We start from the raw sequence: 12142 nt of genomic DNA, 5'->3' as shown, positions 1-12142 counted from the left end.
ATGAAAACAGGCTATTGGCTTGCCACCCTGCTGATGGCGGTCTCGGTCGGCGCGGCATGGGCCGAACCCTCCTCCAAGGTCGCCTGGACCCCAGAACAGCTCGCGGCCCTCAAGCGCGGCGATGCCGCCAAGGGCAAGGCCATCGCGGAAACCTGTGCCGCCTGCCATGCCAACGGCGGGCAGTTCCCGTATCTCGACGGCCAGCTGGCGCCCTACCTCTACAAGCAGTTGCAGGACTACAAGGACGGCAGCCGCGACAATCCGGTCATGACCGGCCTGGTTGCCGGCCTGTCGGCCGAGGACATGGCGCATGTCGCGGCCCACTACAGCCAGCAGGCGCTGCCACCCGCGCCCAAGACCGAGCCGGCCTCGGAAGCCGCCGAGGTCCTGGTTGAGATGGGCGACAGCCGCCGCATCCTGCCGCCCTGCGCCGCCTGCCACGAGGCCAGCGGCAAGGGCCAGAAGATCGACGTGCCCGCCATCGCCGGGCAGAACGCCGCCTATCTCGAACAGACGCTGCTCGATTACAAGAGCGGCGCCCGCCACAACGACCTCTACGGTCGCATGCACAGCATCACCCAGCAGCTGAACGAGGACGAGATCAGGCAGCTGGCGCGCTACTATGCTGGTCTGCGTCGCTAGATGTCTGGGCGGATGTCGATGCAGCGTCCTTGCTATCCAGGAAAGGGATAGGCAATCGGTATGGCCCGCGTGGGCTCGCTTGCCTCGGCTTGGCGATCAAACCCCTGCCCCGTGCCGTGGGAACGGGGCTTGACGTTTTCGGTTGTGCCTCGCGCGCGCCTGCGCGCACGATATCTGAGGACCTGTCAGAACAGTGCGATCAGAGCCATGATCGTTGCCGTGAGATTCAGCAGCACGATCAGCCCGGCCGAAATCGCCAGTACCAGCAGGAACACCGGGTTGGTGAAACTGAGGGTGCCGCCGAGGATGGCCATGAGGTCGGTGGCGTCGAGGCCCATCGCGGCGATGTCGTAGGTCAGCCCGCCCAGTTTGCGCAGGTCGCCCAGGCGGCCGCTCGTCTCGGCCGGCGGCTTGTCGGCCAGCAGGCGCTGCGCCACACCACCGGCCAGGTGCTTTGCCTGTCCGGCCCACTGGGCGACGCGCTGCGGCAGGTTGCTGGCTTCCACCAGCACGTACCAGCTCCAGCCCAGCACCAGGCCGGGCAGGAGCAGGAGCGTGCCGAGCACGACTGCCCAGGTCGCCGACAGATCCCAGGCGCGGACGGTCAGCCAGTCCAGCAGCAGGGCTGACAGGACGCCGCTGATGGCGAGCCACCGTGCCAGTCCCTTGAAGCGGTTGGCGAGGTTCTGCACCAGCCGGGCGAAGCCCATCAGCTTCGGCAGCAGGTCGGCCAGCGTCGGTCGGCTGGCGGGGTCGGGTGTGGTCACGGCGCGTCTCGCGGGGATGCTCAGGAGAGCTTCTGCTTCAGCAGCTCGTTGAGCTGCGCCGGATTGGCCTTACCCTGGGTGGCCTTCATGGCCTGGCCGACGAAGAAGCCGAACAGCTTCTCCTTGCCGGCCCGGTAGCCCGCGACCTGGTCCGGATTGGCGGCGATGATCTGGTCGATGATGGCCTCGATGGCGCCGGTATCGGTGATCTGCTTGAGCCCCTGTTGCTCGATGATGTCGTCGGCGCTGCCGCCTTCGTTCCACATCGCTTCAAATACCTGCTTAGCGATCTTGCCGGAAATAGTTTCGTCAGCGACGCGTGCGGTTAATCCAGCAAGCCTTTCTGTATCAATCTTCGACTCGGTAATTTCCAGGCCATCAGCGTTAAGAGCTGCCGACAAGTCCCCCATAACAGTGTTAGCGCAAAGCTTCGCCGTGCTAATGGTCAATACCGGGTTGACGCCTACCATTGCGTCGACCTTTGCTTTGTAGTCTTCGTAGAAATCGGCAAGCTCACGGGTCGCGGTTAATACCTCTGCATCATAGTCGCCTAACTCGTACAGGGATTTGAAACGGTCACGCTTGGCGTCCGGCAGCTCCGGCAGCGTGGCCTTGACCTCCTCGATGAAGCCGGTACTGATTTCCAGCGGCAGCAGGTCCGGATCGGGGAAGTAGCGGTAGTCGTTGGCTTCCTCCTTGCTGCGCATGGAGCGGGTTTCGTCCTTGGCGGAGTCGTACAGCCGGGTTTCCTGGATTACCTGGCCGCCGCTCTCCAGAATCTCGATCTGGCGTTCGATCTCGAAGTTGATCGCCTTCTCGACGAAACGGAACGAGTTGAGGTTCTTGATCTCGGCGCGGGTACCGAATGTCTCCTGGCCCTTCGGGCGGATGGAGACGTTGGCGTCGCAGCGGAACGAGCCTTCCTGCATGTTGCCGTCGCAGATTTCCAGATAGCGCACCAGGGCATGCAGCTTCTTCATGTAGGCCACCGCCTCCTTGGCCGAGCGCAGGTCCGGCTCGGAGACGATTTCCAGCAGCGGCGTGCCGGCGCGGTTGAGATCGATGCCGGAAAAGCCGTGGAAGTCCTCGTGCAGCGACTTGCCCGCGTCCTCCTCCAGATGCGCGCGGGTGATGCCGATGGTTTTTTCCACGCCGTCCACCTCGATGACGAGCTGGCCGGTGCTGACCACCGGCAGATCGTACTGGCTGATCTGGTAGCCCTTGGGCAGGTCGGGGTAGAAGTAGTTCTTGCGCGCGAACACCGAGCGCGGCGCGACGGTGGCGCCGATGGCCAGGCCGAACTTGACCGCCATGCGCACGGCGTCCTCGTTCAGCACCGGCAGCACGCCAGGCAGGCCCAGATCGATGGCGCAGGCCTGGGTGTTCGGCTCGGCGCCATAGGCGGTGGCGGCGCCGGAGAAAATCTTGGACTTGGTGGCGAGCTGGGCATGGATTTCCAGCCCGATGACGGTTTCCCATTGCATGAGTGATACCTTAAATCGTCAGTAAAAATTATTCCGGCCAATAGCCAGGTTGGGCGAGCAACTCACGCCTCGCCTTTCATGACCAGGGCACCGTATTCCTCCGGCGTGATCGTGCCGCCATGATCCGCCACCCGGCCCCTATCCCGCTCCGGCAACACATCTTGCACGGCGTCGATGCGCTTCCAGGGCGGCAATGGAGCCGGGCCATCCGCCTGTGGCACGTATTGGGAAGCGGCGACGCGCTGGTGCTTGTGGATATAGCGCGGGCAGTTGACGAAGATTTCGGCGACTTCGACCCGCACCAGCAATTCCGCGCCGGGGAAGCCCGCAAGCAAGGGATCGGCGGGATCGACACGGGCGGTGCCGTGGACCCGGATCCGGTGCGGCGTCTCGAAATCGATGAACAACAGGCCCACCTTGGGATTGGCGGCGATATTGCCCATGGACAGGAACATGCCGTTGCCGTCGTAGCTGGGGAAGGCCAGGGTTTTGCCATCCAAGACCCGGACGAAGCCGGGTGCGCCGCCCTTGTACGAGCAGGTTGGAAAACCCCGATGATCGACCGTGCTGAGGAAGAACAGGTCGCGGGTTTCGATGAAGCCTTTATGCGGGTCGGCGATGTCCGGGGCCACGATGATATCGCGTACCCGGTCGGCCAGGGCGGTGGTTTCAAATAAAGCCTGCATGTGCCGGTGCGCGTCGCCATAAATGCCAGTCATGGATTCCACCTCTTCAATATTCGATTAAAACCCGCCCGTTTCGGTCAATCCACCGGCTTCAAGCTATCGCAACGCGGTTGCTTATCCACCGCCCCGACCTTGAGGGTCCAACGACTGCCGTCCCGCATCCCGCGCCAAGCTTCCTGCGCCAAGCCGCAGCGGTACTCCCGGCCCTGGCCGCGCAGCAAGACCTCGAAGCGCGATTCGCGCCCGCCTTCCCGCTCGCAACCCAGGCATGGGCGGGCACCCGCCAAACCCGTTGACGGCCAGCGCGGCGCAAGGTCGTGGCCTTCGGCGCTGGCCTCGCGGCTCCACGACCAGCGGTCGATGCGGTAATCGCAGCGCTGGTCGTAGACGGGTTCGCTGCGGTATTTGGGGCGGCATTCCTGATGCTCGGTGAAGGTGCCATCGCCCCGGTCCACCCGCCGCATCTGGCAATCCTGGCCGTCGGGGATTTGTTGATACGAGCGGATTTCCGAATGCCGGGCAACCCCATAGGCCGCGAACGGCATGGAATCGCACCACGCCGATTCGGCCACCGGCCCGTAACGCTCGATCTGGATCGCTTGCCGCCAGTAATGGCCGGACACCACCACCGCAACCCAAAGATAAAGCCGCTGATTCCCTGTCCGGGCCGGAGGGGCCACCGCCGCCGTTCCGCCTCTTGCTGGCGTAGCGACAGGCTGGCGGCGAATTTGGCCTCGTCGGCCCGCACTTGGTCCTGGAGCCGCTTCGCCCTGGCCGCTTCGCTCAAAGGCGAACCGCAGCGCCCGCAAAATTCCGCCAAAGCCCCGTTCGGCGCTTGGCAGGCCGGGCAGATTTTGTCGGCCCCTTCGTAGCGATGGCCCAGGACTTCGACCTTGTCCGGTTCGTCCGGGAAATAGCGGGCTTGGGTATCCTGCGGCGCACCGCACTGGGGACAGAATTTCTGGCTCTTGCCCAGGAGTTTCTGGGCACCGCAGTAGCCGCAATCCCAGAGCATCTCATAGGCGCGGTCCCCGGCCATGGCGGCAGCGCCCGGCTAATCCATATTCACAACGCGGGCGCTTGCCGATGCCAATCCGTGACCTGCTGATAGCGATGCGCCACGTTCAACAAGCGCTCTTCCGCGAAATAATCGCCGATGATCTGCATCCCCACCGGCAGCCGGTTGGAAAAGCCCACCGGGATCGACATCCCCGGCAAACCGGCCAGATTCACCGCGATGGTGTAGATGTCCGACAGGTACATGGCGATCGGGTCGGCGCTCTTCTCGCCGAAGCGGAAGGCCACCGAGGGCGAGGTCGGTCCCATGATCACATCCACGTCCTCGAAGGCACGCCGGAAATCCTCGCTGATCAGGCGACGGATCTTCTGCGCCTTGAGATAGTAGGCGTCGTAATAGCCGGCCGACAGGGCATAGGTACCGATCAGGATGCGACGCTGGACCTCGGCACCGAAACCCTCGCCGCGCGAGCGCATGTAGAGGTCCTTGAGATCCTTCGGCTCCGCGCAGCGGTAGCCGTAGCGGACCCCGTCGAATCGGGCCAGGTTGGAGGAGCACTCGGCCGGCGCGACGACGTAGTAGGCCGGGCCCGACAGGTGCATGTGCGGCAGGGAGACCTCCTTCACGGTCGCGCCCAGCCGGCGGTACTCGTCGACCGCCGCGTGGACCAGGCGGGCAATCTCGGGGTCGAGCCCCTCGCCGAAGAACTCCTTCGGCAGGCCGATGCGCAGGCCCTCCAGGCTGTCGCCGAGCGTGGCCGAATAATCCGGTACCGGCTGGTCGACGCTGGTCGAGTCGCGCGGGTCGAAGCCGGCCATGACCTGCAGCATCAGGGCGCAGTCCTCGGCGGTGCGCGCCATGGGGCCGGCCTGGTCGAGGCTGGAGGCGAAGGCGATCATGCCCCAGCGCGAGACCCGGCCATAGGTCGGCTTGAGGCCGGTGATGCCGCAGAACGCGGCCGGCTGGCGGATCGAGCCGCCGGTGTCGGTGCCGGTCGCGCCGGGCGCCAGCCGCGCGGCCACCGCCGCCGCCGAGCCGCCGGAGGAGCCCCCCGGCACCGTGCCGGTATCCCAGGGGTTTTTCACCGGCCCGTAGAAGCTGGTCTCGTTGGACGAGCCCATGGCGAATTCGTCCATGTTGAGCTTGCCCAGCATCACCGCGCCGGCCTGGTGGAAGCGCTCGACCACCGTGGCGTCATAGGGCGAGACGAAGTTGTCGAGCATCCTGGAGCCGCAGCTGGAGCGGACGCCCCGGGTGCAGAAGATATCCTTCTGGGCGATGGGGATGCCGGTCAGAGGCCCCGCCTCGCCGCGCGCCCGCTGGGCGTCGGCGGCCCGGGCGGCGGCCAGCGCGGCCTCCCCGGTCACGGTGATGAAGGCGTTCAGCTCGCCGTCCAGCGCCTGGATGCGGTCCAGGCAGGCCCGGGTCAGCTCCTCGCTGCTGTAGTCCTTGTTCTTGAGGCCGAGCGCCAGCTCGGCGATGGTGTTCTCGTGCATGGTTCGGTTCCGGAAGATCCCGGGCGGATGGCCGGGGCGGCGGGCGGTCGGCTGCGCCGGCGCGCGGCGTGCCGCTGCCTCGGGAGGGGTTTACTCGATGACTTTCGGCACCAGATACAGGCCGGCTTCGACGGCCGGCGCCTGGGCCTGGAACAGCGCGCGCTGATCGGCTTCGGTCACGGTATCGGGCCGCAGGCGCTGGACCTGGTCCAGCGGGTGCGCCATGGGCGTCACCTGGTCGGTGTCCACGGTACCCATCTGCTCGATGAAATCCAGGATGCCGGACAGGTCGCGGGCGTAGGCGGCGGTCTTGTCCGGGTCGATGGCCAGCCGGGCCAGCCAGGCAATGCGATTGACCTCTTCAGAGGTAAGGGACATGGTTTTTGCTCACTCTAAGCGGAAGGCTGGGGATGGGAATGTCCACCATTATTCGGGAAATCCATCGGTAACGTCAAAGCATCGGCTCGGGGTCGCCGCGGACAATGTCCTTGCGGTCGCGCCGGCGCCTGGATGACGGACCGTGCCGTGCGCCCCGGCGGGGTATCCCGATCACGTCGGGGCTGCCTTGCGACACCTGACCGGCCGTTGTTAAATAGCTGATTTTTGGACGGCGGAAAGATCATGTTTCTGAAGCAGCTCCGGGGTTTTTACTCGACCGACCTGTCCATCGACCTCGGCACTGCGAACACCCTGATCTATTGCCGGGGCAAGGGGATCGTGCTGGACGAGCCCTCGGTGGTGGCGATCCGCGAGGACCGGGCCCGCGGCCAGAAGAGCATCGCCGCCGTCGGCTCCGAGGCCAAGTCGATGCTGGGCCGCACGCCCGGCAACATCACGGCGATCCGGCCAATGAAGGACGGCGTCATCGCCGACTTCACGATCACCGAGAAGATGCTCCAGTATTTCATCCACAAGGTTCACGAGAGCCAGTGGTTCCGGCCGAGTCCCCGCGTGCTGATCTGCGTGCCCAGCGGTTCCACCCAGGTGGAGCGGCGCGCCATCAAGGAATCGGCGCTGGGTGCCGGTGCCCGCGAGGTCTACCTGATCGAGGAGCCCATGGCGGCGGCGGTCGGGGCCGGTCTCCCGGTCGACGAGGCGCGCGGCTCCATGGTGCTGGACATCGGCGGCGGCACCTCGGAAGTGGGCATCGTCTCCCTCAACGGCATCGTCTACTCCGCGTCCGCCCGCATAGGCGGCGACCGCCTGGACGACGCCATCATGAGCTATGTGCGTCGCAACTACGGCACGCTGATCGGCGAGGCGACCGCCGAACGCATCAAGCACGAGATCGGCTCGGCCTATCCCGGCAGCGAAATCAAGGAGCTGGAGGTCACCGGCCGCAACCTGTCCGAGGGCGTGCCGCGCAGCTTCGTGCTCAGCAGCAACGAGATTCTCGAAGCCTTGCAGGAGCCCCTGCAGGGCATTGTCGACGCCGTCAAGACGGCGCTGGAGCAGACCCCGCCCGAGCTCGGCTCCGACGTGGCCGAGCGCGGCATCTACCTGACCGGCGGCGGCGCCCTGCTCAAGGACATCGACCGGCTGATCTCCGAGGAAACCGGCCTGCCCGTGCACATCGCCGAGGATCCGCTGACCTGCGTGGCCCGGGGCGGCGGCCGTGTGCTCGAACTCCTGGATACCAAGGGCATGGCGATCTTCTCGATGGAGTGAGGCGCCCCCGGGCCGATCGACGCTCGCCAACTCCGCCGCATGCGCGCCAGAAGCGATTCGCGGCCGTTGTTCGCCAACGGCTCGACGCTGCATCTGAAGCTGGTCCTGTGCCTGCTCGCCTCGCTGATCCTCGTCTCGTTGGAGCGGCGCGGCGCGCTCGCCTCCCTGCGCCAGCCGCTGGCCTACCTGATCGATCCCATCCGCTATGCCGCCAGCGCCCCGGCGCGGCTGGCCCGCGAATTCGGCGAGCAGCGCCGGGCACATGCCGAGCTGGCCGAGGAAAACCGGCGCCTTAGGCGCGAGGCCCTGATTCTGCAGGGCCGGCAGCTCAGGCTGGAAGCCCTGGAACAGGAAAACATCCGCTTGCGCGGCCTGCTCGACACCACCTTCAAGGTCGGCGATCAGGTGCTGATCGCCGAGCCCCTGGCCATCAACGTCGTGCCCTACGAGAACCTCATCGTCGTCAACAAGGGCAGCCGGCACGGCTTGCAGCCCGGTCAGGCGGTGGTCGACGGCAACGGCGTTGTCGGCCAGGTGCTGCGGGTGACGGTGCACAACGCCGAGGTGATCATGATCACCGATGCCAGCCACGCGCTGCCGGTGCAGGTCAATCGCAACGGACTCAGGACCATCGCCGTCGGTACCGGCGCCAGCGACCGGCTGGAGCTGCCCTATCTGGCCGGCAGCGCCGACATCCAGGCGGGAGACCTGCTGGTCACCTCCGGCATGGGCGGCGGATTCCCGGCCGGCTACCCGGTTGCCCGCATGGTCCCCGAGCCCGGTAGCGGCGCGCTGCGGGCGGTGCCCGTGGCACAGCTGGACCGCAACCGGGAACTGCTGGTGGTTCGCAGCGATGCGACGCCCATTCCGCGCATTCCCGCCGTCAGCCAGGCCGGCACTGCGACCGACCCCGACCATGCCGCTCGCTAGGCCGTCCGGCCTGCTCCTGGCCCTGCTGCTGCGCCTGCTGCCGTTGCCGCCGGGCTGGTTTGCCCTCAGCCCCGACTGGCTGGCCTTGCTGCTGCTGCAGGGCAGCCTGCAGGCGCCCGGGCGTGTCGGCATCCTCACCGCCTGGCTGTTCGGCCTGCTGGCCGACGCCCTGACCGGCCGGCTGCTCGGCCAGCAGGCCCTGGCCTATGCCGTCATGGTCTACCTCAACCTGCGCCTGCGGTCACGATTGCTGGGGCTGCCGCTGCCCCTGCAGGGCCTGTGGGTGCTGTTGTTGCTGCTGCTCGGGCAGTTGCTCGTCCTCTGGACCCGGCCTGCCGAACTGGCCGAATCCGTGCGGGCCGCCTATTGGCTGCCGGCCCTGAGCGGCGCCCTCGCCTGGCCGGTGCTCCGCGCGCTGCTGCGCGGTCCCGGCACCCTGGCGCGAGAGCCATGAGCGAGAATCTGTCGATCCGGGACGATTTCCGCGAGAACCGGCTGTTCCTCAACCGCATCATCGCCAGCGTGGCGGTTATGCTGCTGGCCGTGGTCGCGCTGGTGGTGCGGCTGGTCTACCTGCAGATTGCCGGCCACGAGCAGTACGCCAGCCTGTCGCGCGAGAACCAGATCAAGATCGCGCCGCTGCCGCCCAACCGGGGCATGATCTACGACCGCAACGGCGAGCCCCTGGCCGACAATGTCGTGACCTTCAATCTCGAGATCGTCCCGGAGCAGGTCGAGGACTGGCCCCGGCTGCTGGAGCAGCTGACCGAGGTGCTCGACCTGAGCCCGTCCGAACTGCGGCAATTCCACGCGCAGCGCGCCATGCGCAAGCCCTTCGAGAGCGTGCCGCTGCGCCTGGGCCTGTCCGAGGAGCAGGCGGCCCGGGTGGCTGTGCGGCTGCCCTGGCTGTCCGGCGCCGAAATCCACACGCGCATGATGCGCACCTACCCCTATCGGGAACTGACCGCCCATGTGGTCGGCTACATCGCCCGCATCAACGACAAGGAGCTGGCCAGCCTCGACCCCGCCCAGTATCGCGGCAGCTTCTTCATCGGCAAGAGCGGGCTGGAAAAGAGCTACGAGACCCTGCTGCACGGGCTCACCGGCCACGAGGAATACGAGGCCAACGTCAGGGGCCGGATGGTGCGCCGGCTGGGCCGGCACGAGCCGGTGAGCGGTACCGACCTGTTCCTGTCGCTCGACATCCGCCTGCAGCAGACCGCCATGGATGCCCTGGGCGAGTATCACGGCGCGGTGGTGGCCATCGATCCCCGCAACGGCGATGTCCTCGCCCTGGCCAGCAAGCCCAGCTACGATCCCGACCCGTTCATCCAGGGCATCAGCCGCGAGCGCTATGCCGCCCTGCAGCAGGACGAGGCGCGGCCGCTGTACGACCGCGCCACCCGCGGCACCTACCCCCCCGGCTCCACCGTCAAGCCCTTCGAGGCCCTGGCCGGGCTGGAACTGCTTGGCCTGTCGCCGGCCCACCGTGTTGCCTGCCCCGGGTATTTCCGCCTGCCGGGCTCGCGCCACCAATACCGGGACTGGGCGCATGGCGGACATGGGCCGACCGACATGCGGCTTTCCATCGTCCAGTCCTGCGACGTCTACTACTACGATCTGGCCACCCGCCTGGGCATCCGCCGGCTGCACGACTTCATGCACGGCCGCTTCGGTCTCGGCCAGGTGACCGGGCTGGACATCGCCGGCGAGAAGGCCGGCATCTACCCCTCGGAGGAATGGAAGCGCAAGTACCGCAAGGCTGAATGGCGGGCTGGCGATACCGTCATCGCCGGCATCGGCCAGGGGTTCGTCACCGTCACCCCGCTGCAGATGGCCAGGGCGACGGCGGTGCTGGCAAACCGCGGCCTGGCTGTCGAGCCACGCCTGGTCAAGCGCATCAAGGCCGGCTGGGAGGTCGAGCATCCCTACCCGAGATCGCCCGCGGGCGGCCGGCCGATCGATCCCGGGCACTGGGATACCGTGGTCGGCGCCATGGTCGACGTGGTGCAGCGCGGCACCGCCCGCCGCATTGCCGCCGGGCTGAGCTATCGCATGGCCGGCAAGACCGGTACCGCGCAGGTGTTTTCCGTGGCCCAGGGCAAGAGCTACAAGAGCATGCGGGTGACCCAGTCGCTGCGCGATCACGCCTGGTTCATCGCCTTCGCGCCGGCGGAGGCGCCGCGCATCGCCGTGGCCGTGCTCGCCGAGAATGCCGGTCACGGCGGCACCGTGGCGGCACCGATCGCCCGCCGGGTCATCGACCAGTACCTGTTGCAGGACCAGCCATGAAGATCGACCACCATCTGCTGCGCCTGCGGCTGGCGCCCGACGCGCCGGCCGGCCCGTTGCGGCGCCTGCCGCTGGACTGGCCGCTGCTCGGCGGCCTGCTGCTGCTCTCGGCCGTGGCCATGGCGGTGCTGTACTCGGCCTCCGGACAGGATCCGCAGGTGCTGTTGCGCCAGGCGCTGCGCCTGCTGCTGGCCCTGGGCGTGATGCTCGCCATCGCCTGCGTGCATCCGCGCCAGCTGTTCAATGCCAGCCCGATCCTGTACCTGGTGGGCATCGTCATGCTGGTGCTGGTGCTGCTGTTCGGCAAGGTCAGCATGGGCGCCCAGCGCTGGCTGGACCTGGGCTTCGTCCGTTTCCAGCCATCCGAGCTGACCAAGCTGTCCACGCCGATGATGCTGGCCTGGTTCCTGTCGCGCGCCCTGCCGTCGCCCGGGCGGCTCCAGCTGCTGGTCTCCGCCGTGCTGATCCTGTTGCCGGTGCTGCTGATCGCCCGTCAGCCCGATCTCGGCACGGCGATCCTGGTCGCGGCCTCGGGCGCGGCGGTGGTCTTCCTGGCCGGGATCGGCTGGCGCTACCTGGCCGGCCTGCTGATCCTCGGCGTCGGCTCGCTGCCGGTGCTGTGGCGCTTCCTGCACGGCTACCAGCGCGACCGCATCCTGATGCTGCTCAACCCGGAGGCCGACCCCCTGGGCCGCGGCTACCACATCATCCAGTCGAAAATCGCCATCGGTTCCGGCGGCGTGGTCGGCAAGGGCTGGCTGAGCGGCACCCAGGTGCGCCTGGAGTTCCTGCCCGAGAGCTCGACCGATTTCATCTTCGCGGTGCTGGCGGAAGAGTTCGGCCTGGTCGGCTGCCTGGGCCTGCTGGCCGCCTATGGCATCATCCTGGCCCGCTGCCTGTACATCGTCGTTCAGGCCAAGGATCGCTACAGCCGCTACCTGGCCGGCGCCCTGGCCCTGACCTTCTTCGTCTACATCTTCGTCAACATCGGCATGGTCATCGGCATCCTGCCCGTGGTCGGCGTGCCCCTGCCGCTGGTCAGCTATGGCGGCACCTCCACCGTCACGCTGCTGGCGGGTTTCGGCATCCTCATGTCCATCGAGGTGCACCGGCTCCGCCGGCGCGACTGAAACCGCATTGGCCCGACGCGCCCTTGCCG

General features: G+C 67.1%; 12 protein-coding genes and 1 pseudogene. 6 read left to right on the top strand and 7 right to left on the bottom strand.

The genetic code is table 11. From position 1 onward, the window contains the following. Entirely contained in the window at positions 1 to 642 is a 642-nt protein-coding gene (locus tag ACYQ1H_RS00135) for a c-type cytochrome (protein ID WP_460026091.1), read from the top strand. A gap of 185 nt (positions 643 to 827) precedes the next feature. On the opposite strand, the gene ACYQ1H_RS00130 is transcribed toward ACYQ1H_RS00135, so the two are convergent. From ACYQ1H_RS00130 to gatC, 7 genes and pseudogenes are all read right to left on the bottom strand, one after another. Further along, the gene (locus ACYQ1H_RS00130; protein ID WP_460026090.1) at positions 828 to 1409 is read right to left on the bottom strand and encodes a hypothetical protein; all 582 of its coding nucleotides are present in this window, start codon (positions 1407 to 1409) and stop codon (positions 828 to 830) included. Positions 1410 to 1429: 20 nt separating this feature from the next. Continuing rightward, on the bottom strand, positions 1430 to 2893 hold the full coding sequence (gatB, locus tag ACYQ1H_RS00125) for an Asp-tRNA(Asn)/Glu-tRNA(Gln) amidotransferase subunit GatB (protein WP_460026089.1): 1464 nt from the start codon (positions 2891 to 2893) through the stop codon (positions 1430 to 1432). 62 nt (positions 2894 to 2955) lie between these two features. Beyond that, positions 2956 to 3612 (bottom strand): pyridoxamine 5'-phosphate oxidase family protein, encoded by a 657-nt coding sequence (locus tag ACYQ1H_RS00120; RefSeq protein ID WP_221064584.1) that lies wholly within the window; start codon positions 3610 to 3612, stop codon positions 2956 to 2958. A 44-nt stretch (positions 3613 to 3656) separates the two neighbouring features. Next, on the bottom strand, positions 3657 to 4202 hold the full coding sequence (locus ACYQ1H_RS00115) for a hypothetical protein (RefSeq protein WP_460026176.1): 546 nt from the start codon (positions 4200 to 4202) through the stop codon (positions 3657 to 3659). Between the two features lie 182 nt (positions 4203 to 4384). Further along, a pseudogene (locus ACYQ1H_RS00110) lies at positions 4385 to 4594 on the bottom strand (hypothetical protein); the annotation flags it as partial. Between the two features lie 50 nt (positions 4595 to 4644). Then, positions 4645 to 6093, bottom strand: coding sequence for an Asp-tRNA(Asn)/Glu-tRNA(Gln) amidotransferase subunit GatA (gene gatA, locus ACYQ1H_RS00105; RefSeq protein WP_460026088.1), 1449 nt, complete (start codon positions 6091 to 6093; stop codon positions 4645 to 4647). A 90-nt stretch (positions 6094 to 6183) separates the two neighbouring features. Further along, positions 6184 to 6471, bottom strand: coding sequence for an Asp-tRNA(Asn)/Glu-tRNA(Gln) amidotransferase subunit GatC (gene gatC / locus ACYQ1H_RS00100; protein ID WP_460026087.1), 288 nt, complete (start codon positions 6469 to 6471; stop codon positions 6184 to 6186). A 243-nt stretch (positions 6472 to 6714) separates the two neighbouring features. Here gatC and ACYQ1H_RS00095 point away from each other — a divergent pair, with 243 nt between their 5' ends. From ACYQ1H_RS00095 to rodA, 5 genes are read left to right on the top strand one after another with little or no spacing between them, the layout of a single operon-like run. Then, the gene (locus ACYQ1H_RS00095) at positions 6715 to 7761 is read left to right on the top strand and encodes a rod shape-determining protein (RefSeq protein ID WP_460026086.1); all 1047 of its coding nucleotides are present in this window, start codon (positions 6715 to 6717) and stop codon (positions 7759 to 7761) included. 39 nt (positions 7762 to 7800) lie between these two features. Continuing rightward, entirely contained in the window at positions 7801 to 8691 is an 891-nt protein-coding gene (gene mreC / locus ACYQ1H_RS00090) for a rod shape-determining protein MreC (protein WP_460026085.1), read from the top strand. Then, positions 8678 to 9145, top strand: a complete 468-nt coding sequence (mreD, locus tag ACYQ1H_RS00085) for a rod shape-determining protein MreD (RefSeq protein ID WP_460026084.1) — start codon at positions 8678 to 8680, stop codon at positions 9143 to 9145. Before mreC ends, mreD begins: the two co-directional genes overlap by 14 nt. Next, entirely contained in the window at positions 9142 to 10983 is a 1842-nt protein-coding gene (mrdA, locus tag ACYQ1H_RS00080) for a penicillin-binding protein 2 (protein WP_460026083.1), read from the top strand. Before mreD ends, mrdA begins: the two co-directional genes overlap by 4 nt. Beyond that, complete coding sequence (gene rodA / locus ACYQ1H_RS00075) at positions 10980 to 12113, top strand: rod shape-determining protein RodA (protein WP_460026082.1); 1134 nt, start codon at positions 10980 to 10982, stop codon at positions 12111 to 12113. Before mrdA ends, rodA begins: the two co-directional genes overlap by 4 nt. Positions 12114 to 12142: the final 29 nt, after the last annotated feature.

The sequence above is a fragment of the Methyloparacoccus murrellii genome (assembly GCF_054657115.1).
Note: the sequence above shows the minus strand (reverse complement) of the source record. Positions and strands in the feature narration are given on the sequence as shown.

Excerpts from the sequence above, each read along its gene's own strand:
- gatB (WP_460026089.1), bottom strand. The coding sequence starts at position 2,893 with ATGCAATGGGAAACCGTCATCGGGCTGGAAATCCATGCCCAGCTCGCC.
- gatC (WP_460026087.1), bottom strand. The coding sequence starts at position 6,471 with ATGTCCCTTACCTCTGAAGAGGTCAATCGCATTGCCTGGCTGGCCCGG.
- mreD (WP_460026084.1), top strand. The coding sequence starts at position 8,678 with ATGCCGCTCGCTAGGCCGTCCGGCCTGCTCCTGGCCCTGCTGCTGCGC.
- ACYQ1H_RS00095 (WP_460026086.1), top strand. The coding sequence starts at position 6,715 with ATGTTTCTGAAGCAGCTCCGGGGTTTTTACTCGACCGACCTGTCCATC.
- gatA (WP_460026088.1), bottom strand. The coding sequence starts at position 6,093 with ATGCACGAGAACACCATCGCCGAGCTGGCGCTCGGCCTCAAGAACAAG.
- ACYQ1H_RS00135 (WP_460026091.1), top strand. The coding sequence starts at position 1 with ATGAAAACAGGCTATTGGCTTGCCACCCTGCTGATGGCGGTCTCGGTC.
- mrdA (WP_460026083.1), top strand. The coding sequence starts at position 9,142 with ATGAGCGAGAATCTGTCGATCCGGGACGATTTCCGCGAGAACCGGCTG.
- ACYQ1H_RS00120 (WP_221064584.1), bottom strand. The coding sequence starts at position 3,612 with ATGACTGGCATTTATGGCGACGCGCACCGGCACATGCAGGCTTTATTT.
- mreC (WP_460026085.1), top strand. The coding sequence starts at position 7,801 with ATGCGCGCCAGAAGCGATTCGCGGCCGTTGTTCGCCAACGGCTCGACG.
- rodA (WP_460026082.1), top strand. The coding sequence starts at position 10,980 with ATGAAGATCGACCACCATCTGCTGCGCCTGCGGCTGGCGCCCGACGCG.